We start from the raw sequence: 24,586 nt of genomic DNA, 5'->3' as shown, positions 1-24,586 counted from the left end.
ATGTGTGACTTGATTCGACTCGACCGGACCTCTTCTCTGCGAGCAGACGGCGCGACCGGCCAGCGGCCTCGGCGCTCGCTGCTCGACGTCCTGCTCCCGATGCTCTGCGCCGTCACCGTTTTCGCCGCCCTGATGGCCGTCACCCCGGTGCTGGCGCAGGACACACTCGCCGAAGGGGTTCGCGCCGAGATCGATCGCGACCGTATTGCCACCAACGAGACGCTGATCCTGCAGCTTCTCGGCGACGGTCGACTCTCCGGAGAGCCCGAGCTCCAGGTCCTGGAGGCCGATTTCGATATCCTCAGCCGCAGCCAGAGCGAGCGCATGAGCGTTCTGAACGGGGCCGTGTCGCACACGCGCGAATGGCGCATCGAGCTTGCCCCCAAGCGATCGGGTCGACTGGAGATCCCAGCGCTGGCGTGGGGGGATGCGCGCAGCGAGCCGCTCGTTGTCGAGGTCGTCGAGGACGCCGCGGCCGATGACCCCGCCGCCGGTCCCAAGCCGATCTTCGTGCGGACCGAGACGGACGAGGCCACGCCCTACGTGCAGCAAGCGTTTCACTATCGGGTCCAGGTGCTCTACCGCGAGCGCGAGGCCCCGCAGCGGGCGGTCCTGTCCGATCCGCAGGTGGAGGGTGCGACGATCGAGCGCGACGGCGAGGATCGCAGCTCGGTCGAGGTCATCGACGGCCGGCGTTATCAGGTCATCGAACGACGCTTTCTCATGGTGCCGCTGCAGAGCGGACCCCTCGTGATCCGCGGTCCGCGACTCGAGGCGATTATGCCGTCGCCACGGCCGGCCAGTCGCGGTCCAGCCGACGAGTTCGATGCGCTGTTCGGCGCCGGACCCTTCGCGGGGCTGTCGGGCATGACGACCACCGGACGACGGGTCGTGGAGCGGGCGCCCGACCTGGAGATCCAGGTCCGTGCGCAGCCTCCCGGCTCAAGCTCGCCTTGGCTGCCGGCGGAATCCGTCGAGATCTCGGACGAGTGGATTCCTGCGTCGCCGCGATTCCAGGTCGGCGAGCCGGTGACGCGTGTCCTGACGGTCACCGCGCGTGGTGTCACCGCGGCCCAGCTGCCGCCGCTCGTGCTCGATCCCCCGGATGGCGCGCAGATCTACCCCGGTCAGACGCGTGCCGAGGATCTGCCCGGCGTCGGTGTGCCGGTTGGACTCAGGAGCCTCGAGGTTGCCTTGGTCCCGACGCGCGCGGGGCCTGTGACCCTTCCCGAGGTGCGTGTTCCCTGGTGGGATACGCGCGAGGATCGCGAGCGGGTGGCGATCGTGCCCGCGCGGACCCTTGAGGTGGCCGCGGCGCCCGCAGGGACCGCGGGCAACGGGAAGACTCGGCCGTTCGAGACCTCGGGCGAGCCGGCCTCGGAGGACGCGGCGCCGCCGGATCGCCTCGACCAGGACGCCGAGCCCCGCGAGTCAGGCCAATGGCCGTCGATGGCGGAGGACTGGGTGCGTCGGGCGATCGCCGGTCCGATCGGCCTCGGGGTTGCCGCGCTCGGCCTGATCGGTCTCGGTTGGCTCGCTGCACTCGTCTGGCTCAAACGGGGATTACGCGCTCGCGAGGCCCCGGCTCGGGTCGAGACCCGAGTCTCGCCGCAGGCTTTGCGCGAGGCGCGCCGGCGTGTCGAGCAAGCCTGCCTGGACAACGACGCCCGAGGCGCGAGAATGGCCTTGCTCGATTGGGGACGGGTCCGGTGGGTTGGGCAGGCTCCGGCGGGTCTCGGTGCCTTGGCCCGGCGTCTCGACGATGCCGCGGCGGCCGAGACGCTCGCGCAACTCGACCGAGCCCTCTATGCGGTTGCCGCGGGAGCTGGCGCAGGCGCAGGGGCCAGGGCAGCATGGGACGGTGTCGGTGCCTGGCAGGCGCTCGCGCCTTGTTTGTCCGGCGACGATGAGGATGCCGCGTCGGATCGCTCGACGGCCCTGCCGGAGTTGTATCCGCGCCGGATCTGACACGACCGCCCGAGGGCTTGGCCGATCGGCTCACGAGGAAACACCGCGAGGCATGGATACCCGATGACAAACCCCGTCGTTTCCCCGAAGGCCGTTTCGCCGAAATCCGCATCCGCGGTAGTCTCGACCGCCGGGCTCTTCGCTCTCCTTCTGGTCGCCGGCACCCTTTTCGTCGGTTGGCAGGTCTCGCGGACGGATCGCGAGATGCGCGAGGACCTCTTGGTCCAGGCGCGCATCATGGCGCAGGCCGTCCCGGTCGAGCGCATCGCCGCACTATCCGGAAACCCCGATGATCTGACGGCGGACGTCTATCTTCGACTCAAGCATCAGTTCGCAGCCGTGATGACGGCTAAACCGACCTGGCGTTTCCTCTATCTGATGGGGCGTCGGGCAGACGGAGCCATCTTCTTCTTTCTCGATTCCGAGCCCGCTGGCTCGCCGGACGAGTCCCCGGCCGGGCAGGTTTACGAGGATGCCGCCGAGCCCGATCATCTGGCCTTCGACGGCGCCGAGCCGATCGTCTACGGTCCATTTACCGATGCTTGGGGTACCTGGGTGAGTGCGCTCGTCCCGATCCTGGATCCGGGGACAGACGCCGTCATTGCCGTCCTGGGCGTGGATATCGACGCAGGCGATTGGCAGCGTCGTCTGGTCCACGCCGGCGCGGTTCCGGCGCTCTTCGTCCTGACGCTCGCCCTGATCCTACTCGGCGGCTCGGCAGCCTTGGCCCGACGTCGACGTCTCTCGGCCGAGCAGCAGGTCCGTCGGCGCCACCTGGAGGCAGCCCTCGCTGCGTTGATCGGACTCACGCTGACCGCGGTCGCGACCTGGTCGGCGCATCGGATCGAGGCGCGCAACCGCGAAGATGCCTTCGAGCAGCTCGCCGCTTCCCAAACCGCCCGGGTCGCCGACGAGCTGGGCGGGGTCCGCGATTTCGCGTTGGAGGGACTCGCGCGGTTTCTCGAAGGTGCGCAGCGGATCGATCAAGAGACCTTTCTCGGGTACTCCGGGTTTCTGACGCTCGATCACGCGATCGCCGCCTGGGTTTGGGCGCCGGTCGTGGCGGCGGCGGATCGTGCCGCCTTCGATCCGGACGGCACCCGCATCCACGAGCTGGACGCCGAGGGCCGACGCATTCCGGCCGGCGAGCGCGACGTCTACTACCCCGTGGCGGCCGTCGTGTCGGAGTCGGCGCACGGCCGATTGGCCGGGCTGGACTTGGGGGCGGATCCCGTGCTGCGCGCGGCGCTGGCCGAGGCGGCGCGTTCGGGTCTGATGACCGGTAGCGACCCGGTCGATCTGAATCGATTCGGTGGGCCGGGTCGGGAAATGCTCGTCTTTCGACCCTTCGAGCATGTCGGGCAGCCGGATCGAGAGCACGGGTTCGCAGCCGCCGTCATCGACTTCGATCGGATCCTGCTGCGCAGCAGCGGCGCGGCTCGGCGTGCGGATGCGTCCGTCTTGATCCTGGACCTTTACCAACTGCGCGCCGGTGAAGCACCGGAACGCCTGGCATCGACTGCGGCCGCGGATCACGACGGTCTCGCGCCGACCCTCGCGACGGACCGCGATCTTGCTGCGTCGCTGTTTCGTCCGTTGCTCGTCTCCGGCCAAGCCTATGCGATCGTCGCGTCCGAGGGCCCCGAGTTTTCTTCCGTATACGCGCGGCGCGGGACCGGTGTGGTGGGCTTCTCCGGTCTGCTCCTGACACTCGCGTTGAGCTGGCTCATTGGCACCTATTCCAATCGGCGCCGTGTGCTCGAACGCACCGTACTGGAACGCACCCGAGAGCTGGAGGAAGGCAAGGGCCGCCTGGAGGCCACGCTACGCTCGATCGGCGATGCCGTGATCAGCACGGATGCCGCCGGCCGGGTGACGAGCCTCAACCGTGTCGCGGAAACTCTGACCGGTTGGCCGATGGGCGATGCCTTGGGGCGCCCGATCACCGAGGTCTTTCGCATCGTCCATGCTCGGACGCGCTCGGAGGCTGAAAACCCCGTGTTTCGGGCCTTGGCGGAGGGTGTGGTGGTCGGCTTGGCCGATCAATCCGTGCTGGTGGACCGCCAGGGAATTGACCGACAGATCGCCGACAGCTGCGCGCCGATCGGCGGTGCGGACGGCGCGATTCTGGGTGCCGTGCTGGTGTTCCGGGATGTCACGGAGGAGTCGCTGATCCGCGAGCAGCTGGAGTCCAGTCGCGAGCAGTATGCCTTGGCGATTCGTGGCAGCAACGACGGGATCTGGGATTGGGATCTGGAAGGGGGCAGCGTGTTTCTGTCGCCGCGATGGAAGGAGCAGATCGGCTATCCGGATACCGAGCTGCCCAGCTCGACCGACGCCTTCTACGCGCGCCTTCACCCGGAGGATGCCGCGGTCTTCGCGGCGTGCCTCGATGGCTATATCCAGGGCGAGCGGCCGACCTTCGAAGCGGAATATCGCCTGCGCCATCGCGACGGCTCTTATCGCTGGATGCTCGCGCGCGGCGAGGCGGTGCGCGATGCGCATGGCGTGCCCTATCGTCTGGCCGGCTCGCAGACCGACATCACGGCACGCAAGCTCGCCGAGGAGGATCTCGCACGCAGCTCCCGGCTTCAGATGATCATCATGACCTTGGCCATGGAGTTCGTGAATGTGCCCTTGGACCGGTTGGACGAGCAGATCAATCGCGCGTTGGCGCGCATCGGAGACTTCGCGAACATCGATCGTGCCTATCTGTTTCGCTATGACTTCGCCGCGGGTGTCATGTCGAATACGCATGAGTGGTGCGCACCCGGCGTGACGCCTGAGATCGACAACCTGCGGGCCCTGCGGTGCGACCTGCTTCCCGAGTTTGTCGAGCCCCATCGCGCAGGCCAGCCTCTGCATGTCCCGCTCGTCTCGGATCTGCCGGCGGAAGGGCATCTCAGACAGGTGCTCGAGCCTCAGGGGATCAAGACGCTGATTACCTTGCCGCTGATGAATGGCGAGGTTTGTTTCGGCTTCGTCGGGTTCGATGCCGTTCGGGAGGCGCGCGAATGGACCCGAATGGAACGCTCGCTCCTGTCCGTCTTCGCCGAGCTGATGCAGAACGCCGAGACGCGCAAAGAGGCCGAAGAGGGTTTGCGCGCGGCCAATGCCGAGCTGCGGGCCGCCAACGTTCGCGCCCGCGAGATGGCGGTGAAGGCCGAGCTTGCGAACGTCGCCAAGAGCGAGTTCCTCGCGAACATGAGTCACGAGATCCGCACGCCCATGAACGGCGTCATCGGGATGACCGGGCTGCTGCTCGATACCGATCTGGACGCCACACAACGTCATTTCGCCGAGATTGTGCGCGGCAGTGCCGAATCACTCCTGTCGATCATCAACGATATCCTGGACTTCTCGAAGATCGAAGCCAACAAGCTCGATCTCGAGATCCTGGATTTCGACCTCTATCGATTGCTCGACGACTTCGCCGCAAGTATGGCGATTCATGCCGAGGCCAAGGGTCTGCAGTTCGTGTGTGCGCTCGATCCGGCCGTCCCGGCCCTGCTGCGCGGAGATCCGGGACGGCTGCGTCAAGTCCTCAACAATCTCGCCGGCAACGCGATCAAATTCACGCGGCACGGAGAGGTCGTGATCGACGTTCGGCGACTCGACGCGGTGCAGCCTGAGCCTGAGCCGGCCCCGGCCCCGGCCCCGTCCGCCGGCACGGACCTGGTCTTGCTGTTCACCGTTCGGGATACGGGTGTGGGCATTGCGCCCGAGAAGCGGGATCTGCTGTTTCGCAAGTTCAGCCAGATCGATGCCTCCACGACGCGCGAGTTCGGCGGGACCGGGCTCGGGCTTGCTATCAGCAAGCAATTGGCCGAGCTCATGGGCGGCGAGGTCGGTGTCCGCAGCGAGCCCGGGCAGGGCTCGGAGTTCTGGTTTACGGCGCGCCTCGGTTTACCGGTCGCGGCGCAGACCTCGACGAACGCACCGGCGGAGCTTGCCGGTGTCCGCGCCTTGGTGATAGAGGATCACGCCGCACAGCGCGACATGCTGATTGCTCGACTTCGGGCGGCAAAGATGCGGGTCGAAGGCGCGAGCGACGCTTGTGCGGGACTGCTGCGGATCGATTCGGCCCGTCGCGAGGGCGATCCCTTTCTGATTGCGATCCTGGATGAGAAGATGACGGACGGCGAGCGCAACCTGGCCGAGGCGATCCGGAGTGATCCAGAACGTGCCCGGACGCGCCTGGTCCTCATGGTCGCGCCGGGCCGTGCCGACTCCTTACCGACCGTGCCGGGCACCACGAATCCGACCCGTCTTGCCAAACCGATCCGTCATCTGGATCTGCTTGAGCGTCTGGCGGGCGTGCTGGCCGGACCGGCACGCGAGGGATCCGATCGCACGGATACGCCGCCCGATCACATGGCGGCCGATCCCAAGGCGCCCGATCGAGCCGCCACGGGGGTCACTTCGTCCGGGTCCGCCCGCCTGCAAGGTCTCGTCCTGGTCGCCGAAGACAGCCCGGTGAATCAGACCGTGGCGCTGGGTCTGCTCAAACGGCTCGGACTGCGTGCCGATGCGGTCGGCAACGGCCTCGAAGCGATCGAGGCGCTGAGCACCATCCCCTACGACCTGGTTCTGATGGATGTACAGATGCCCGTCATGGACGGACTCGAGGCCACGCGGAGGATCCGCGACGCGGCATCGCCGGTGCTCGACCGGCGCATCCCCGTCATCGCGATGACGGCGAATGCGATGCAGGGCGACCGCGAGGTCTGTCTTCAGGCGGGCATGGACGACTATGTCGCCAAGCCGGTCAAGTCCGAGGCATTGGCCGAGGCGCTTGCGCGCTGGTTGCCGCGCACTGCGGAAACGGCGTCGTCCGACGCGCTCGCCGAGCGCGCCCCGGTCGATCCAGAACGCGGTTGATTCGATTCATTTCATTTGATCATTCAAGGATAAACGATGTCGCGCTTGAGCCTGATCCTGAAGGGTGGTGCCATGGGTATCGCGGAGGTGATTCCGGGGGTGTCGGGCGGCACCATCGCCTTCATCAGCGGCATTTACGAGCGTCTGCTCAATGCCGTCAAAGCGTTCGGTCCGGGGCTGATCGGCGTGCATCGCCGCGAAGGGCTCGACGGCGTCTGGCGCGCGGTCGACGGGGGCTTCCTGGCGCTCCTGCTCGCCGGCATGGCGATGGGCATCCTGGTCGGCGTCTTCGGCGTCTCCTGGATGCTCGAGCATTATCCGCCGCTGATCTGGGCCTTCTTCTTCGGGCTGATCCTCGCCTCGATCCTCTTTATGGCCCGGCGCATCGGGCAATGGCGTGCCGGCGAGGTGGGGCTCTTCGTCCTCGGGGCGATCCTGGCCTATGCGATTACCACCCTCACACCCGCAAACGGCAACGAGGCGCTCTGGTTCGTCTTTCTCTGCGGCGCCATCGCCATCTCGGCACTGATGCTGCCGGGCATCTCCGGGAGCTTCATGCTCCTGGTGCTGGGGATGTATCAGTTCATCGTCCAGGACACGCTCAAGGGGCTGCTGGTCGGCTTCTCGCTGGACAAGCTTCTCATCCTGAGCGTCTTCGCCCTGGGCTGTCTGACCGGCATGATGACCATGTCGCGCCTGCTCTCCTGGACCTTCAAGCGCTACAGAAGCCTCACCCTCGCCATCCTGACCGGCTTCCTGGTCGGCTCGCTCAACAAGGTCTATCCCTGGCGCAACGCCGAGGACTGGCTGCGGGATAGCTCGGGCCAAGTCGTGATGGCCGCCGACGGACTCACGCCCGAGAAGATCCTCTCCGAGGTCAACGTCCTGCCCTCCGGCTACGAGGGTGACCCGCTGGTCCTGGGCGCGATCTTGACCTGTGTGCTGGGCTTCCTGCTTGTCTATGCGTTCGACCACTTCGGACCGCGAACGGACTGAGTCTGTCTCCGGCAAACTCCATGCCGTAGGTTGTGCCGAGCCTGCGAGGCACAACCACCGTCGGCGGAAGTTGTGCTTCCTATCGTCAGCACAACCTACGGCCTGGACAGCCTTGCCGGGAGTGTCGACGCTCCCGCAGACTGGGCGTAAGAGCATGACCATTACCTTTACGGTACCCCGAAACGCGAACGCTCTTTCGGAGACGCGCGGGAGGCCATCGAGGAGGAAATACCTCGCGAGCTTACGCGGCCAGGGCGTTTGCGATCATCACGCAGTTGAGGTCCGGGGCGAGGACGTCCAGGAAGCCGCAGACGGGTTTGCGCAGCCGCGCCTTGCGCGGCAGCACCACGTCGGTGGTCATTGAACGGAACAGATGGTCGACACGGATCCCGCGTAGATTCGGGTGGCTCTCCGGCTCGAAGGATGCCTCGCCGACGATGCCCACACCGATCCCCCTCTCCACGTATTGCAGGATCATGGCGCTGCTGCCGAGGGCGTGGGCGATCGGCGCCGTCATGTGGGCCGCTCGGAAGGCATCCTCCACGATCCGGCGGGAATGCGCGGTGCGCTCGTAGGAGCAGATTTGATAGCGGCCGAGCGTTTCCAAGGAGACCTCGGCCCCGCAGCTCAGCGGATGATCCTTCGGAACCACCAGAAGCAGGCGCCAGGTCTCGATCGGGAAATACGCCAGTTCGGGATCGCGCTCGGACGGCTCGGTGAGGATTCCGATGTCCGCGTCGCCGGCTCTGAGCATGGCCGATGCGTTCCGCGGCTCTTCCTCGAACACCCGAACCCTGAGTGCCGGCATCGCCTCGCAAAAACGCATCATAGTGTCGCGCAGACGGGTGCTCGCCGCGTGTCGGGTGGCAACGACCACAAGGCCCCCGCGCTCGGCGTTCACGTGTGAATCGGCGACCTCTTCGATCCGCTGCACGTCCTGGATCACCCGGGCCACCAAGACCGCGATCTCCTGACCGGGCTCGGTCAGGCCGATCAGACGTTTGCCGTGATGGGTGAACAAATCCACGCCCAGCTCGTCCGCCAGCGCTTGAAGCTGTCGGCTCACGCCCGGCTGCGAGGTGAAGAGCGCCTGGGCGGCGGCGGAGATGTTGAAGTCCTGGTCGATGACCTCGTTGAAGTAGACCAGCTGTCGGAGTTTCACGGGAGTCTTCGGTACCTCGGTCGCGGGCCTCCGGCCCCATGCCGTCCGGTTATATCAGCATAGCCCCAAAGTATTTTTCAGCCAGGGGACCGCGAACCATACTCCGGCCATGCGGATCGAGCAACGGGCCAAAGGCCCCGAGACCGCATCGAGGGTTCGGGACGCCGCGGCATCACGCCGGCCGGGTCCCCGGACCATCGAGGTCGGCCGGGACGGCCGAGTGTCCGACGGACAGGCCTCGCCGATTCGCCGTTTCGAGTATCAACAGCACGCACAGAACAGGGTGAATGAGATGAGAACCAACACGACGATGAAACTGACGGCATTGGCGGCGGCGATGGGTATGGTGATGAGCGCGGGTGCGTTTGCCGACACAGGCACAGCTACTCAGACTTTCGATTATCAGGTCGATGAAGTCGCCGTTATCGCACTGGACGGTGCCGCTCCAAGCTTGATTATTACCAATGCAAATGTAACTGCAGGTGCCACGGAGCTCCTTTCGACCGCTTCCTCAGGTAATAGTTGGGCCGTCACGTCGAATGCTGGGGATAATGCGAAGAAGCTCGTTGCCGAGCTCAGCGCTGCTATGCCAACGGGTGTTAGCTTGTTGGTGAATGTTGGTGGAACGACGGCAGGCGTGTCTGTACCAGCGGAGCTGTCTTTGGCGACAACGAAAGCGGACGTCGTAACCGGAATTGATTCAGTCGGGCAAACTGGCATGCCTATTACTTACCAACTCAAGGCCACGCTTGCTGCAGGTGAGGTCGGCAATAATGCTGACAATACTGTTATTTACACGATTATTGACAGCGGCGTTTAGTGGGTCGAAGTCAGTCTCGTTTTGAGTTCAGATCGTAACAACATCGTGGGGCCGATCAGCAACCGCCCCACGATGCTGGGTTGGAATGGTCTTATGCCACACTCGCGCCAACTATTGAAGAAATTTGCCGCTTACCTTTGTGCTGCGGGCATAGGGTTGACGACCTTTGTTGCCTTTGGGAGCGAAATTACTCTTCTGGGCTCTTGGTCGCAACCGATTGGATCGAGCCTGCTGGTCGGAGGGCCGGGAACTGGAATTCAATCTCCCATCGAAAGTGATCCGATTCAGGCGACGATCAGTATTAGCGGTACGGGTCAGGCAGCATGGCGTGTGAAGGTTCGGCAGGATTTTGTTGATATGCCAACCGAGGTCTTGCTTGCCGTGAGACGAACTACAGACGGGGCTGGTCAAGGAAGTGTTCTCGGTGGTCAAGAGTTTTTGGTCATCGGCGAGACAGAACAGATCTTGTTCGAGGGTAATGGTGATCGCTCTGAAATCGGGCTCCAATATAAGCTGGAGGGCGTCACTATTTTGCAAGGCCAAGGCCGGCATGGTAGTACGCTCCTTTATCGGGTGGAATGAGTAGGTCGCAGCTATGTTTAATCATAAAACGTTATTTGCGGTTGCCCTTATCCTGTTCGGGGTATCGTCGGCAGGGTTGCTGCATGCCGGGATTATATTCGAAGGTTCGATGACACAAGAGCAGACCGCGCAGCCAGGAGAACGATATCGCGGGACGTTTGTCCTCCGAAATACGGATGCCTCGCCGGCTGAAGCGAAGCTTTTTCAGACGGATTATACGTTTGCGGCTGATGGCACGAACCAATTTGGAGAGCGGGGGAAATCTCAGCGCTCCAATGCAAACTGGATCACCCTGAGTCGCGAATTGGTCAGCATTCCGGCGAATGGCATCGAGCGAATCGACTACGAGGTAACCGTGCCCAAGGGCCAAGGTGCCGGTTTCTCCGGGACCTACTGGAGCCTCATTATGGTAGAGCCGATCGAGAAGACGTCTAAAGAGTCAGCCCAAGAGCGCCCGGAAGGATCGGCGCAGATCAATCAGATTACACGCTACGGCGTTCAGGTCGTCACTCACATCGGAAAGGGTGGGGCTGTCGGCCTGAACTTCACCAACCCACAGATTATCAAGAAAGAGGGAAAACGCCTCTTCGCCATTGATGTTGAGAATTCAGGCCAACGATGGTTGATTCCGAGTCTGTCGCTTGAGCTTTACAGTGAAACAGGCAGTGCGGTGGGCAAGTTTCAAGGACCTGCGACACGATTGTACCCCGGAACATCGGCGCGTTTCGAGCTCGATCTCGGTCAGGTCCTCAACGGCAAATACCTCGGCCTAGTCGTCGCCGACGGCACCGGCGACAACCTCTTCGGCGCCAACGTCGAATTGGAGATCGAATAATCTCTCCTTGGGCCGGTTGACCGCCCGCTGGAGCGGGTGGTCAACCGGCCCAAGGACACGAGTCACCCTCTCCCGGCGGTCGGCGTCGGATCGGGGTCAGACCAAGGACGCCGCCATGGACAGGCGCGGGTCGACCCCTTCCCGGCGCCCTCCGTTCGGGAGGACCAACAACCGCGAGCGACGCGTGTCATGGCGGAGCCATGAAGCGGCGCCGACTCGCAACGGATCATCACAACAACCCGCGATCGCTTGACCAAACCTCAAGGGTCGCACAGCTCGGTCAAGGGTGACGCACGACACTGGATCCTCTCGCCACCGGTCCGGCCAACGTACGGATCGGCGCGGCGCTCGCCCTCGGGGCGGCTGCGGTGACAGGGTTCGTGCGCAAGGCCGACATGCCGGTGAGCCTTCGAGCGCTCAGCGGTCGAGACTGTCGACGCCCGCGACCCGGAGGTTTTCCGGATGTCCCGGCCCGCCGGCCGTAATCGCTCAGACACTGCATCGCATCGCGCGCCATCGCACGGTGGGCGCGGCCGGCGCGGTGTGCGGTGGATCGAGCGGCTGCTTCCGGGTCTCGCACTCCTCTCCTGTGTCCTTCTCGCACTCCTCCTGACGCCCTCGCCGGTCTTCGCGCAAGCGCGCGGCGTCGATGTCCGTGCGATGGACTCGCGGGTCTTGACCGTCGACCCGCGCGAGGTCGTCACCGTCGTCTTCCAAGTCACCAACCGCACCGGTGCGGCGGCCGACCTCGAGGGTCGTTTGCTGATGCCCGAGGGCTGGCGCGCTATTACCCCCGAGTTCCCCTTCACGCTCCCCGCCGGCGGCTCGGCCATGCGCCTGGTCAGCTTCTTCGTGCCCGAGCGGATCGCGGCGGGCGAGTATCGGGTGAGCTATCAGGTCGGCATCCGTGGTCGTCCCGGCGCCTTGGGTGGCTCGACCTTGGCCGTGCGGGTACGGCCCGTCTTCAAGCTCCAGGTCGATATCCTGGAACTGCCGACCATCGCCATCGCCAGCGAGCCCTACACCGCGGTCTTTCAGATCGTCAATTCCAGCAATACGGCGCTCACGGTCGGCTACGGCGCGCAGAGCAGCCGCGAGTCCGAGATCGAGCCCGCGGTCGGCACCCTGACGCTGGCGCCGGGCGAGTCGCAGCCGATCGAGATGACCGTTCGCCCGCCTGCCGTCACCGAGCCGGCTTGGGACGAGATCAGCCTGACTGCGACCGCGGCGGCGGGCGAGCAGGGCGAGACCCTTACGGATACCGCCAAGCGCAGTGTGGAGACCCTGCCGCGCGTGACCGGCAAGGAGGCGCCGCCGCACAGCATCAAGACCCTGTTTACGCGCCGTGTCGGCGGGAGCTGGAGCGGCCGGGACGACGGCGAGAACGGCGCGGGCGTGCAACTGGAATGGTCCGGCAGCGGGTCCGTCGACGGCACCCAAGAGCGCATCCTGAGCTTTCTGCTGCGCTGGCCCGGATTGGAGGACGACACCATCTTCGGTCAGGACAATTGGTTCTATGTCGATTATCGCGGGCGCAATTTCGATCTGACCCTCGGCGATGCGACCTATGGTCTCTCGCCGCTCACCGATCCGGGGATCAGCGGACGCGGGATGCGCTTCGCGTGGCGCGGCGAAGGGATCGAGCTCTCCGCCTATCATGTCGGCTCCTTCGACTTCGGAGACGACGATGAGGACGCCTATTACCAGGGGCATCAAACCGGACTCGGGCTTCTTTACGCATTGCGCCCGACCTGGATCCTGGGTCTGAGCTATCTCGATCAAACCGACAACGTGAATGGACACAGCCAGATCCTGGGCGTGCGGCAGCAGGCCGCTCTGGGCGCCGAGACGGCCTTGGATGTCGAGCTGGCCGGCAGCACCGGGGATGCCGGGGACGGGATGGCCTTCTGGGGCAATCTGATCAAGCTGGGCGCGCCTTGGCGGTACCGGCTCACCCTGCTCTATGCCTCGCCGGACTATGCGGGCTATTACCAGAACCAGGACCGAGCCTATCTGGATGTCGACTATGCGCCGCTGGAGAAGCCCTGGAGCCTGCGTGCCTGGTATCACTATGATCGAGATCACCAGACGGCACGGCAATTGGCCGAGTACGACCAGGAGGATTGGTGGTCGTTGGATCCGGACGACTGGGATTGGTATGGTCCGGACAGCGAAGAGCACGAGGCCGGTGTCGGCCTGAATTGGCGCACGGCCGACCAGACCCGCTATTCGGTGGAGCTGCGTCGTCGCCAGCGCAGCGATCTGAATCCGGCACCGACCTTCGACGAGGTCGAGAACAGCATTCGATTCGGCTACGGCAAGAGCTTCAAGGATCTCAACCTGAGTCTGAACACCAGCATCGAGCTGGGCGAGGAATACGATCGGGTCACCGGCGAGAGTTCCGCGACGCAGGCGGTTCGCGCGTCGCTGTTTTGGCGCGCGACGCGGCGTCTGAATCTGGGCGGCTATCTCTCTGTGGAGAACGAGGCCGCGGCCACCTTCGATGAAGCACCGCGGTTCACGGGCGGGGCGAGTGTGAGCTATGCCGTCAGCCCCAAGTCGACCCTGAGCCTGAATGTGCAGGGTCAGCAATACAACGGGCAGAACAGCGTGATCGCCGACATTGCCTATCGGCACGCGCGCGAGAACGGCGATCTGATTACGGTGCAGGCGCGCCATGGCTCGCGCTATGCCGAGCTTTACGACAACGGCATGAACATGGAGAACAGCATCATGCTCTCCTACATGGTGCCGATCGAGGTGCCGACCGTGCCCCGGCGGGATGTGGCGACCGTGCGCGGCCGTGCATTCGATCAAGAGACCGGCACCGGGCTGTCCAATGTGGTGCTCAAGCTGGATCGCTTGGTGGCGATTACGGATGAGAACGGCTATTTCATGTTCCCCTCGGTCAAGCTGGGCGTCTACGACCTGACGCTGGCGGGGGGTAGTCTCCCGGTCGGGATGATCCCGACGCTGGAGATGCCGCGGCCGGTGGATCTCTATTTCGATGCCGGGGCGACGATCGACGTGCCCTTCATCCGCGGTGCGACCATCGCCGGCAAGGTACAGCTCTACGAGCCGGACGCAGCCCTGTTGCCGTCGCAGACCTTCGTGCGCGTCGGGCAGGGCGTGAAGGCACCGCCCCCGCCCACGTCAGAAGAGCTGAAACCCTCCCGCGGCTTGGGCGGCATCCTGGTCGAGGTGCGCAACGGCGAGCAGGTCTACCGCCGTCTCACCAACGGCAACGGCGAGTTCCGCTTCGCCGGCCTGCAGCCGGGCACCTGGATAGTGACCATCGACCCCGAGAAGCTGCCCGAGAACGCCACCATCGAGGAGACCGGTTACACCCTCGAGGTCGAGCCCAGCGCCGATCAGGAGGTCGAGTTCAGGGTCGAGCTGAAGATACGGACCATGCGGATGCTCGGGACGTTGAAGGTGAAGGGGTAGGGCGGTTTCCGGGAATAAATTAGTTTCACGGAATAATCATCTGACTGCGCATGCCCGGATGTAGGTGCGAATTTATTCGCACACACGCCGGGTTCGCCCGTGAGGTGCTCGGCGACGCCACCGCCTGGGCTGTGCGAATAAATTCGCACCTACAGGTGGCTACACCCTACACGCACCTCATCAGGTCCGCTGGGTGTGGACGCGCTAGAGCGAACGCCACCCGGCCCGGGAGGGGTGCCTCAGAGGTTCGGAAGCAGAATCGGATCGCGCTTTTCCGGATTGGCGCGATAGAAGGACGCCACATGACCGATGCGCCCGACCAGGACGGCCTCGGTGCGCTCGCCGATCAGCGCGATCGCGGCGTCGCGCTCCTCGCGATCGCCGGCATTGACCTTGACCTTCAGCAGCTCGTGGTGGCTCAACGCCAGCTCGATCTCGGCGAGCACGGCCTCCGTGAGCCCGTGCTGCCCGAGCGTGACGACGGGTTTGAGGTGGTGTGATTGCTTCTTGAGCCAGCGTTTTTGTTTTTCGGTAATCGACATGATGGTCCTGATGACGGAATGAATGCCTTTCGACGGCCGCGGCCGGGCGGCCGGCCGGTCGGCGGAATGCTACACCGTGCGCATGGCTGAGCAGCGGTTCAAAAATAAGTCAGACAACTCGACGAGAGGATACCCCGGTCGTCGTTGTCGTTGTCGACAACGACAACGAGAAGGATCTCGGACGGTCTCGGGATCTCTGAACCGTTGCACTAGGTTTACGGATTCCGCAGTTTACCGACTCCCCCGGCAGGACTACCATACCGGGCTTTTCAACCTCCGGGCGCAGTCGCGCGGGAGAGCACTTGGCACAGCCTTCGGATACCCGCTACCTGGTCGCGCCGGGCGGCACCTTGCGCGGGCGCCTGCGCGTTCCCGGCGACAAGTCGATCTCGCATCGCTCGATCATGCTGGCCGCGATCGCGGAGGGTGAGACCCGCATCAGCGGGTTTCTCGAGGGCGCGGATGCCTTGGCGACCTTGAACGCCTTCCGGCGCATGGGCGTGCGGATCGAAGGGCCGGACGGCGGCGAGGTGCGCGTGCAGGGTGTGGGGTTGCGGGGCCTGCGCGCCCCCGACGGTCCGCTCGACATGGGCAATTCGGGGACCTCGATGCGTTTGCTCTCGGGTCTCTTGGCCGGTCAGTCGTTCCCGGTGACCCTGGTCGGCGATGCTTCTTTGTCCAAACGCCCGATGCGGCGCGTGACCGAGCCGTTGGCGCAAATGGGTGCTCGGATCGGCACGACCGAGGGTGGTACGGCGCCGCTCGATCTCGTGCCGGTCGAACGTCTGACGGGTCTCGACTATCTGATGCCGGTGGCCAGTGCGCAGGTGAAATCGAGCCTCTTGCTGGCGGGCCTCTATGCCGAGGGCGAGACGTGCGTGACCGAGCCTGCGCCGACGCGCGATCATACCGAGCGCATGCTCACCACCTTCGGCTATTCGGTTCGGCGTCATGCGGCCAAGGTCTGTCTGACCGGCGGCGGACGTCTGACCGGCTGTCGGTTGACGATACCCGCGGATATCTCCTCGGCGGCGTTTTTCCTGGTCGGCGCCAGTATCGCGCCGGGCTCCGATCTGATCCTCGAGGGGGTCGGGATCAATCAGACGCGGGTCGGCGTCATCAACATCCTGCGCGCCATGGGCGGAGACATCGAGCTGATGGATCGGCGCACGGCCGGCGGCGAGCCGGTGGCCGATATCCGGGTGCGTCATGCGCGTCTGCGCGGGATCCGCATCCCGGTCGATCAGGTTCCGCTGGCGATCGACGAGCTGCCGGTCCTTTTCATCGCGGCGGCCTGCGCCGAGGGCGAGACCATCCTCACCGGCGCCGAGGAGCTGCGGGTGAAGGAGAGCGACCGCATCCAGGTGATGGCCGACGGTCTGGCCAAGCTCGGGGTGTGCGCCGAGCCGCTGCCGGACGGGATGCGCATCTTCGGCGGGTCGCTGGGCTCGACGAGCGGTCCGGATGCGGGCGATGCGCCCTGGATCGACGCACATGGCGACCATCGGATCGCCATGTCCTTCGCCATCGCGGCCTTGCGGGCGAGCGGCCCGGTCGCGATCCGGGACTGCGCCAACGTCGAGACCTCCTTCCCGGGATTCGTCGAGCTGGCAGCAACGGCCGGCTTGAGCATCCAAGCGACGCGGGGCTGAGGCGATGCCGGTCCCGGTGATCACCATCGACGGCCCGTCCGGGACGGGCAAGGGAACGATTGCCGAGCTGCTGTCGGACCGACTCGGCTGGCGCTGTCTGGACAGCGGCGCGCTCTACCGCGTGCTCGGTCTGGCCGCGGAGCGCCGCGGGGTGTCGCTCGACGATGCCGACGCCGTCGCGGAGGTCGCGGCCGACCTGCCGGTCGACTTCGTCTCGGGCCGGGTGCTCCTGGACGGCGAGGACGTCAGCGAGGCGATCCGCACCGAGCAGGCGGGGATGGCGGCCTCGCGTGTCGCCGTGCATCCGCCGGTGCGCGATGCCTTGCTGCAGCGCCAACGCGCCATGGCCTGCCCGCCGGGCCTGGTGGCCGACGGGCGCGACATGGGCACGGTCGTGTTCCCGCTGGCCCCGTTGAAGATCTTTCTCGACGCCAGCGCCGAGGTGCGTGCGGATCGCCGGTATAAACAGTTGAAAGGAAAGGGGTTGGATGCTAATCTCCCCGACCTTGTAGAAGACATCCGGGCGCGGGATGCGCGTGATCGCGGTCGCAGCGTGGCACCCTTGTGTGCCGCGGACGACGCGGTGATCGTGGATTCCACCGTGATGTCTATCGAAGCAGTGCTCGATCGGGTCCTGAAAGAGGTGAGGCGCGTCTTTCCGGAGCTGGTCCTCTAAGAAATCGGCAGTCCGTCCAGCGGGACCCCTGTCGATCCGGTCGGGTCGGTGCCGAATGCGCCGATCTTTTCATCTCATTCATACCCCTCGTCCCGGATGGGACGGGTCAGCGCGCCGTCTTCAGGATAATTTCATCTTATGACCGAAAGCTTTGCCGAACTATTTGAACAGAGTCTGAGCACCACTCAACTGCAGCCGGGCACCATCGTCATCGGAACCGTGATCGAGATCACCTCCGACAACGTTGTGATCAATGCCGGGCTCAAGTCCGAGGGCGTGATCCCCAGAATTCAATTCATCGGCCCGGATGGCCAGCTCGAGGTCGCGGTCGGCGACGAGGTCGAGGTTGCCCTGGACGCGGTCGAAGACGGCTTCGGCGTGACCCGTCTCTCGCGCGAGAAGGCAAAGCGGTTCGCCGCATGGGATCATCTGGAGAAGGCGTTCGAGGCTGCCGACACCGTCAAGGGCATGATCAACGGCAAGGTCAAGGGCGGTTTCACCGTCGACCTGGGCACCGTTCGCGCCTTCCTTCCGGGCTCCTTGGTGGACGTGCGCCCCGTGCGCGACACCACCTACCTCGAAGGCAAGGAGCAGGAATTCAAGGTCATCAAGCTCGACCGCAAGCGCAACAATGTCGTCGTCTCCCGCCGCGCCGTGGTGGAAGAGGAATACAGCGCCGAGCGCGATACGCTGCTGAAGAACCTGGAAGAAGGCATGGAGGTCAAGGGTATCGTCAAGAACCTGACCGACTACGGCGCCTTCCTGGATCTGGGCGGCATCGACGGTCTGCTGCACATCACGGATATGGCTTGGCGTCGCGTCAAGCATCCCTCCGAGGTGGTCGAGATCGGCGACGAGGTCACCGTGAAGGTGCTCAAGTTCGACCGCGATCGGCAGCGCGTCTCGTTGGGCCTCAAGCAGATGGGCGAGGACCCCTGGGTCAATATCTCGCGCCGTTATCCCGAGAGCACCCGTGTCTTCGGCAAGGTCACCAACATCGCCGACTACGGCTGCTTCGTCGAGATCGAAGAGGGTGTCGAGGGTCTGGTCCACGTCTCCGAGATGGATTGGACCAACAAGAACATCCACCCGAGCAAGGTCGTGGCACTCGGCGACGAGGTCGAGGTCATGGTGCTGGATATCGACGAGGAGCGTCGTCGCATCTCGCTCGGCATCAAGCAGTGTGCGATGAACCCCTGGGACGAGTTCGCGGTCACCCACAAGAAGGGCGATCACGTCTCCGGCAAGATCAAGTCCATCACGGACTTCGGTATCTTCATCGGTCTGGACGGCGGCATCGACGGTCTGGTGCATCTCTCCGACATCTCCTGGGACGAGGCCGGCGAGCAGGCCCTGCGTCGCTACAAGAAGGGCGACGAGCTGGAAACGGTCGTGCTGTCGGTCGATCCGGAGCGCGAGCGCATCTCCCTCGGTGTCAAGCAGTTGGATAAGGATCCCTTCTCCAGCTTCGTAGCCCTGCACGAGAAGGGCAGCGTCGTCACCGGCGTCATCCTGGATGTAGATCCCAAGGGCGCGACCATCGCCTTGGCCGACGGCGTCGAAGGATACCTGCGTGCCTCGGAGATCTCGCGCGACCGCATCGAGGACGCACGTGCCGTTCTGAAGGCCGGCGAAGAGATCGAAGCGAAGTTCCTCGGTGTGGACCGAAAGAACCGCACCCTTTCGCTCTCCATGAAGGCGAAGGATGTCGAGGAAGAGCAGGCCGCGATCAAGGGTTACTCCCGCGATCCGTCCACCGCGACCACCCTCGGCGATCTCCTCAAAGAGCAGATGGAAGAGGCCCAGCGCGGGGGCTGATACCCCTTCGCGATGTCTCTTGCTTGATGTCTCTTTAGGCGGGGCCCGTATTGCGGGCCCCATCTCCTTTTCCAGGAGTCGACACCATGACAAAATCCGAGCTGATCGACGTTCTGGCGGCGGCGCAAGACCACCTTCCCTACAAAGACGTGGAGGAGGCGGTACGAAAGACCCTCGATCGCATGAGTACTGCACTTGCCTCGGGCGAGCGGATCGAGATCCGAGGTTTCGGAAGCTTTTCGTTGCACTACCGGCCGCCCCGGATCGGGCGTAACCCGAAGACAGGCGACTCGGTCGCCTTGGCCGGGAAGCATGTCCCCCATTTCAAGCCCGGCAAGGAGCTCCGGGACCGCGTCAACCAAGCGTTTCAAGACGAGCAGGGTACGCAGGAAGAAGAGCGCATCCCGCTCGTCGCGTCCTCTCGCTGACACTGTCACACCGGGCACCGCATTCTGCGGTGCCCTTTCGGTCCTGAACCTCCCCGCCCTGTGATCTCCGTCACAGGTCTGTCGATCGATCCTGTTAAGCTCGCCTCACCCGTGCCGTTCGGTCCCCAGCGATCGATGCGGGGTCGTGCGAGTGCGACCCCTTTCGAAGCTTCCGGTCGGGACCGCGCGGTCGGTGTGCCATGGCATGAGCGGTTCACCAGAGAGTGGATTGCTCCCAATCGATCTTCAGCGCAAGGGGTGTGTGGGATGACAGCGAATAAGCAGGGTTCGGGCCTTGATCGGCGTGATTTTCTGAAGGGTTTTGCATCGGCGACCGTTGCGGCGGGACTGGTCGGACCGGGGGAGGTTCTGGCCAAGGGCAAAGCGGGCCCGCCCGGGGTTCCGCCGGGTCGGTTCGGCCGGGAGCTGTTGGCCCCGCCGAGCATCTCCGGGCGACCGACGGGCGAGGCGTACTGGCATCGGGTCCGCCAAGCCTTCCCGTTGGCGGACGACTACATCCATATGAACACCGGGACCACCGGCTCGCCGCCCGAGTTCGTGCTGAACAATCTCGCCGTCTACAACCGCTACAAAGCCGCGGATCCGCTGAGCTGGTCGGCCAACCTGGCGGCCGAGGCACCTGCGCTGTTTCCGATCTTGCCCTCCGCGACCGGCGCACGTCAGGCCATGGTCGCGGCGGTTTACGGCGCGAACGCCGACGAGATCGTGCTGAGCTACAACACGACCGACGCCTGCAATCTCATCTTTGCCGGCACACCCTGGAAGCCGGGCGATCGGATCGTGACGACCAGCTTCGAGCACCCCGCCCTGGCTGGCCCGATTGCCTGGGCGAGGGACTACCACGGGGTCGAGGTCGTCGTCGTCGATATCCCTTCGCGCTTCACCGATGCCGTCGGTGTCTCGGACGTCCTGGATTGGTTCGAGCCCGCGCTCGCCGCACCCTTGGGGGCCGACAACAAGCAATATCTCGCCATCTCGGAGATCTTCTACAAGAACGGTCTCCGGATGCCGATTCCCGAGTTGTGCGCCCTGGCGCGCGCCTACGGCGCCTTCTCGATCATCGACTCCGCCCATGGCTGGGGGATGCTGCCCATCGATTGTCACGCCTACGGTGCGGATTTCATCGCGGGGGCGGGTCACAAATGGCTCTGCGGCGGACCGGGTACCGGCATCCTCTATGTCCGCACCTCGGACGGGGCCGCCAATCCGTTGCCGCCGTTCGCGATGGGCAATTTCTTCCTGTACGGGAATCTCTTTGCCGATCCGAGCTCCTGGTCCGAGAGTCGGGCCTGGAACCCGAGCGTCTACATGCAGTTTCGGGGCGAGAGCAATACCCCCGCGGTCTATGCCATGACCGACGCCTTGAGCTTCTTCGATCGGATCGGGGTGCAGCCGATCTACGAGCGCGGCGTCGCGCTCGGCAACCATCTCAAGGGGTTGATTGCGGGCCAATGGGGGCGCAATGCGCTCTGGGTACAGGAGCACCCGGACGCGCGGTTTGCCACCGCGCTGACCTGCTTCAATCCATTTGCGGCCAGAGACGAGGCCGCGAGCTTCGCGGCGATGAATACCGCAATCAACAAGATCCTGAGTGACCTCGCGGGGGAGACGCCCAAGGTCTACATTCGCTCCGTGACCTGGCGCAGCAGCCAGCTCGCGCCGGCCGACGACCGGATCGGGTTCCGGATCTCGACCCACGGTGTCTACAACAGCTACGACGAGGTCGATTATGTCTTTGGCCGACTCGTCGATCACATCGCTCGAAGCGGCTTGACGCAGAGTACCTAAACCGCGCCCAGTGCGGTGTGCGATGCTTTTGGATGGGATCGTCCCCGGCGGTTTTGACGACCGCTGGAGACGGCGCGGTTTAGGCGATTTCCGGGAACAAACACCCTGAAGGGGCGGTAGGGGCGGTAGGGGCTGTAGGGGCGACCTGAGTCGCCCCTACAGGGTCGATGCCTTCCCGGAAATCTCGCCCCGGATCGCGGCTCCGGTGGGCCCGGATCCGACGGTTGCGGGGCTAAGCAGGTAGCTCTATCCGCGTGTCGGGAGCCATCGCGAGACGCTCGAGCAGGTCGAGCAATACGATTCGGTCGAGCGGCTTGGTGAGATAACCATCCACACCTGAAGCCAATGCAGCCGCGCGCTCTTCCGGGAGCGCGGCAGCCGTCAGGGCGTGAATCGGGATGCGTGGCGACGTCGGGTCGGCGCCCTCGCGCTCGCGGATCAGCCGGGTCGCCTCCAATCCCCCCATGACCGGCATCTGCATGTCCATGAGAATCAGATCGAAGGCGTCGCGCTCGGCCTGCTCCAAGGCCTCGCGGCCGTTGTTGGCCAGGGTGACGTCATGGCCCCATTTGCCGAGAAGCTTGGTCATTAGCTTCTGATTGACCAGGTTGTCCTCGGCCAGCAGGATCTTGAGAGCCTTCCCGGCTTGCCGCGGTGAACGGGCTGCAGGCGGGGCCTCGGGTGCCGTCTCCCGCGTGCGCTCGCCCAAGGCGTTTTGCACGGCTTTCAGCAGATCGTCGTAGGCGACGGGTTTGGCGAGAAGGGCATGGATGCCGAGGTCCCGGCAGCGCTCGGCATGGCCCGGAATGACCCCCGAGGAGAGCATGATCATCTCGAGGTGTCGCGTTCGCGGGGTCTGCGCGAGCGCGGAGACGACCGCGAAACCATCGAGATCGGGCATCTCGTAGTCGATCAGGAGCAGATCGAAGGCCCGGATGTCCGGATCGGCGACGACGGCGAGACATTCGGTTCCGTTGCGCGCCTCGGTCACCTGCATACCCCACGGCACAAGCATGCGGCAGAGAATTCGGCGATTGACCGCGTTGTCGTCGACCAGCAAGACGCGCTTTCCGCTCAGCTCGGGCAGTTGCTGCGCCGCGAATTCCCCATCGCCGACGCCGAGCGGCAGGGCCACATGGAAGGTGCTGCCCTCGCCGAGCGTGCTCTCGACCCAGATGCGCCCACCCATCAACGCGGCCAACCGACTGGAGATCGTCAGACCCAGTCCGGTACCGCCGAAACGACGCGTGATCGAGCCGTCCTCCTGAGAGAAGGCATCGAAGATGCGTCTCTGGTTCTCCGCGGAGATGCCGATGCCGGTGTCGCGCACGGCGAAATGAACCTCCACCCGGTCTTCGGCGATCGGCCCTGCATCCACGTGCAGAGCGACCTCGCCCTGCTCGGTAAATTTGATTGCGTTGTTCAGGAGGTTGACGAGGATCTGCCGCAGGCGGCCCGGGTCGCCGATCAAACGGCGCGGGACGCCCGGCGCAAGCTCGCTGATGAGCTCGAGCGGTTTCTCCCGCGACTTGACCCGTAAGGAGCGCATGATCTCGTTGACGAGTGCATGCAGATCGAGATCGATCGACTCGACCGCCAGCTTACCGGCCTCGATCTTCGAGAAATCGAGGATATCGTTGATGATGGTCAGGAGGCCGTCGGCCGACGACTTCACGACGTCGAGACAGTCACGTTGCTCGTCCGTCAGCCGTGTCTCCAAGGCCAGCTCGGTCATCCCGATGATGCCGTTCATCGGTGTCCGGATCTCGTGGCTCATGGCAGCCAGAAATTCGGATTTCGCGCGGCTGGCTTCCTCGGCTCGCGCGACGCTGGTCTTCAGGGATTCCGCCATCTCCTCGAGCCGACGGGTGTTGTCGCGCAGATCCTGCTCCAATGCCTCGCGGCGCGCGATCTCCTCGGAGAGGCGGTGATTCTGATGTTCCAAACGGTCGCGCAGACGATCCGATTCGGCGTACTTTTCTTCGAATCGAATCGCCCGCAACCGCATGCGATCGAAGGCGACCGCCGCAAACAGCAGCACGAAGGGAAAGGCACCCAAGGTGTAGAGAAAGAGCCTCGAGCTGAGATGGCCGTAGGCGGAGGCTTCCGTCATCAAGGTGAGGAGCGATAAAGGCGTACCCGCGACCGGGCTGCGCACCGCCAGCCACCCCTCCAGATCCGCCCGACGGTCCGGGCCCGCGCCGATCGGCAGCAGGGTGTCTTCGGGCAAGCGGGCAAGGGCGTGCGCCAACTCGGGATCGACCCCGATCTCGGGACCGGGCGGCGCAATCACCAGGCCGTTCGGTCCGACGAGCAGCTCCTGATAGCGTGCCGAGGATGTCTCCTCGTCCCCGCTCGAGATCAGCAGCGAGGAGAGTTGATCGAGACTGCCGACAGTGACGACGACGCCTTTGAACATCCCTTTGTGGACCACCGGAGCGCTCGCGATCAATCGGTGCGATTCCCCTTGAATCGAGACCTTGGATTCGTGCTCGAATCCGTCCGGGAGATCGACGGGCGGCGCGGCGGGTTGCAGGTCGACGAGTGTTTTGCCCTGCTCGTCTCGGTAGAGGATCCGTTGGTAGAGGGGCGATCCACGCAAGGTCTTCTGCTCGACATGTCGGCGGAAACGCTGCTCGATGGCATCGAGATTGGTGTTCAGTCCGTACTGCAACGACATGCCCAAGGCGAGATTGATCAGGTAGGCCTCGATCTCATGGCTTTCGGCAAGGTCCACGGCGCTGTTGCGGCGGTCGGCGGTGAAGTCGCCCACGGCGATCGCGCGACGTTGGCTGTCCGCGACCAATCGGGCGTCCGCGGCGGCGCGCAGCAGGTCTTGCGCGGTGAAGACGTTCCAGAGCAGGACAAGGGTATAGACGCAGAAGACGACCGCCAGAAGAAGCGGCCAACGCGGGGCGAGTCGACCTAGCGACGCCATCTTGGTGTGGATCGATTGATGCCCGCGCGGTT

Annotated in this window: 15 protein-coding genes; 12 read left to right on the top strand and 3 right to left on the bottom strand. The window is 64.6% G+C overall.

The window, feature by feature from the left end:
• The first annotated feature begins 9 nt into the window (after positions 1–9).
• From BLV04_RS10605 to BLV04_RS10595, 3 genes are all read left to right on the top strand, one after another.
• Positions 10–1,968, top strand: a complete 1,959-nt coding sequence (locus BLV04_RS10605) for a BatD family protein (protein ID WP_175534587.1) — start codon at positions 10–12, stop codon at positions 1,966–1,968.
• 63 nt (positions 1,969–2,031) lie between these two features.
• Positions 2,032–6,849, top strand: coding sequence for a CHASE domain-containing hybrid sensor histidine kinase/response regulator (locus BLV04_RS10600; RefSeq protein WP_093031193.1), 4,818 nt, complete (start codon positions 2,032–2,034; stop codon positions 6,847–6,849).
• Between the two features lie 36 nt (positions 6,850–6,885).
• The gene (locus tag BLV04_RS10595; protein WP_093031191.1) at positions 6,886–7,845 is read left to right on the top strand and encodes a DUF368 domain-containing protein; all 960 of its coding nucleotides are present in this window, start codon (positions 6,886–6,888) and stop codon (positions 7,843–7,845) included.
• Between the two features lie 241 nt (positions 7,846–8,086).
• Here BLV04_RS10595 and BLV04_RS10590 read toward each other — a convergent pair whose 3' ends face one another.
• Positions 8,087–9,007 (bottom strand): LysR substrate-binding domain-containing protein, encoded by a 921-nt coding sequence (locus BLV04_RS10590; RefSeq protein ID WP_093031188.1) that lies wholly within the window; start codon positions 9,005–9,007, stop codon positions 8,087–8,089.
• A gap of 292 nt (positions 9,008–9,299) precedes the next feature.
• Between BLV04_RS10590 and BLV04_RS10585 the strand changes: the two genes are divergently transcribed.
• From BLV04_RS10585 to BLV04_RS10570, 4 genes are all read left to right on the top strand, one after another.
• Positions 9,300–9,827, top strand: coding sequence for a hypothetical protein (locus BLV04_RS10585; RefSeq protein WP_139191904.1), 528 nt, complete (start codon positions 9,300–9,302; stop codon positions 9,825–9,827).
• Positions 9,828–9,941: 114 nt separating this feature from the next.
• Positions 9,942–10,409: a hypothetical protein gene (locus BLV04_RS24390; RefSeq protein WP_175534586.1), complete on the top strand. Its 468-nt coding sequence runs from the start codon at positions 9,942–9,944 to the stop codon at positions 10,407–10,409.
• Between the two features lie 13 nt (positions 10,410–10,422).
• On the top strand, positions 10,423–11,244 hold the full coding sequence (locus BLV04_RS10575) for a hypothetical protein (protein WP_093031179.1): 822 nt from the start codon (positions 10,423–10,425) through the stop codon (positions 11,242–11,244).
• A gap of 462 nt (positions 11,245–11,706) precedes the next feature.
• Positions 11,707–14,691, top strand: a complete 2,985-nt coding sequence (locus tag BLV04_RS10570; RefSeq protein WP_093031176.1) for a hypothetical protein — start codon at positions 11,707–11,709, stop codon at positions 14,689–14,691.
• Positions 14,692–14,930: 239 nt separating this feature from the next.
• On the opposite strand, the gene yhbY is transcribed toward BLV04_RS10570, so the two are convergent.
• Positions 14,931–15,233 (bottom strand): ribosome assembly RNA-binding protein YhbY, encoded by a 303-nt coding sequence (yhbY, locus tag BLV04_RS10565; protein WP_093031173.1) that lies wholly within the window; start codon positions 15,231–15,233, stop codon positions 14,931–14,933.
• A gap of 302 nt (positions 15,234–15,535) precedes the next feature.
• On the opposite strand from yhbY, the gene aroA reads away from it, so the two are divergent.
• From aroA to BLV04_RS10540, 5 genes are all read left to right on the top strand, one after another.
• A complete protein-coding gene (gene aroA, locus BLV04_RS10560; RefSeq protein ID WP_093031171.1) occupies positions 15,536–16,885 on the top strand; it encodes a 3-phosphoshikimate 1-carboxyvinyltransferase in 1,350 nt (449 codons plus the stop codon).
• A 4-nt stretch (positions 16,886–16,889) separates the two neighbouring features.
• A complete protein-coding gene (cmk, locus tag BLV04_RS10555; protein WP_093031168.1) occupies positions 16,890–17,561 on the top strand; it encodes a (d)CMP kinase in 672 nt (223 codons plus the stop codon).
• Between the two features lie 138 nt (positions 17,562–17,699).
• Positions 17,700–19,379 carry a 30S ribosomal protein S1 gene (gene rpsA, locus BLV04_RS10550; protein WP_093031166.1) on the top strand — a complete coding sequence of 560 codons (1,680 nt, stop codon included), beginning with the start codon at positions 17,700–17,702 and terminating at the stop codon, positions 19,377–19,379.
• Between the two features lie 86 nt (positions 19,380–19,465).
• Positions 19,466–19,807, top strand: coding sequence for an integration host factor subunit beta (locus tag BLV04_RS10545; RefSeq protein WP_093031163.1), 342 nt, complete (start codon positions 19,466–19,468; stop codon positions 19,805–19,807).
• A 267-nt stretch (positions 19,808–20,074) separates the two neighbouring features.
• On the top strand, positions 20,075–21,616 hold the full coding sequence (locus BLV04_RS10540) for an aminotransferase class V-fold PLP-dependent enzyme (RefSeq protein WP_093031160.1): 1,542 nt from the start codon (positions 20,075–20,077) through the stop codon (positions 21,614–21,616).
• A gap of 232 nt (positions 21,617–21,848) precedes the next feature.
• Here BLV04_RS10540 and BLV04_RS10535 read toward each other — a convergent pair whose 3' ends face one another.
• On the bottom strand, positions 21,849–24,554 hold the full coding sequence (locus BLV04_RS10535) for a hybrid sensor histidine kinase/response regulator (RefSeq protein ID WP_093031157.1): 2,706 nt from the start codon (positions 24,552–24,554) through the stop codon (positions 21,849–21,851).
• Positions 24,555–24,586: the final 32 nt, after the last annotated feature.

The sequence above is a fragment of the Thiocapsa roseopersicina genome (genome assembly GCF_900106925.1).
GTDB classification, from domain to species: domain Bacteria; phylum Pseudomonadota; class Gammaproteobacteria; order Chromatiales; family Chromatiaceae; genus Thiocapsa; species Thiocapsa roseopersicina.
This window is presented reverse-complemented; position numbering and strand designations above follow the sequence as displayed.

What these genes read in the sequence shown, in the direction of transcription:
- BLV04_RS10600 (WP_093031193.1), top strand. Translation starts at nt 2,032, where the DNA reads ATGACAAACCCCGTCGTTTCCCCGAAGGCCGTTTCGCCGAAATCCGCA.
- BLV04_RS10545 (WP_093031163.1), top strand. Translation starts at nt 19,466, where the DNA reads ATGACAAAATCCGAGCTGATCGACGTTCTGGCGGCGGCGCAAGACCAC.
- cmk (WP_093031168.1), top strand. Translation starts at nt 16,890, where the DNA reads ATGCCGGTCCCGGTGATCACCATCGACGGCCCGTCCGGGACGGGCAAG.
- BLV04_RS10575 (WP_093031179.1), top strand. Translation starts at nt 10,423, where the DNA reads ATGTTTAATCATAAAACGTTATTTGCGGTTGCCCTTATCCTGTTCGGG.
- BLV04_RS10595 (WP_093031191.1), top strand. Translation starts at nt 6,886, where the DNA reads ATGTCGCGCTTGAGCCTGATCCTGAAGGGTGGTGCCATGGGTATCGCG.
- yhbY (WP_093031173.1), bottom strand. Translation starts at nt 15,233, where the DNA reads ATGTCGATTACCGAAAAACAAAAACGCTGGCTCAAGAAGCAATCACAC.
- BLV04_RS10585 (WP_139191904.1), top strand. Translation starts at nt 9,300, where the DNA reads ATGAGAACCAACACGACGATGAAACTGACGGCATTGGCGGCGGCGATG.
- rpsA (WP_093031166.1), top strand. Translation starts at nt 17,700, where the DNA reads ATGACCGAAAGCTTTGCCGAACTATTTGAACAGAGTCTGAGCACCACT.
- BLV04_RS10570 (WP_093031176.1), top strand. Translation starts at nt 11,707, where the DNA reads ATGTCCCGGCCCGCCGGCCGTAATCGCTCAGACACTGCATCGCATCGC.
- BLV04_RS10540 (WP_093031160.1), top strand. Translation starts at nt 20,075, where the DNA reads ATGACAGCGAATAAGCAGGGTTCGGGCCTTGATCGGCGTGATTTTCTG.
- BLV04_RS10535 (WP_093031157.1), bottom strand. Translation starts at nt 24,554, where the DNA reads ATGGCGTCGCTAGGTCGACTCGCCCCGCGTTGGCCGCTTCTTCTGGCG.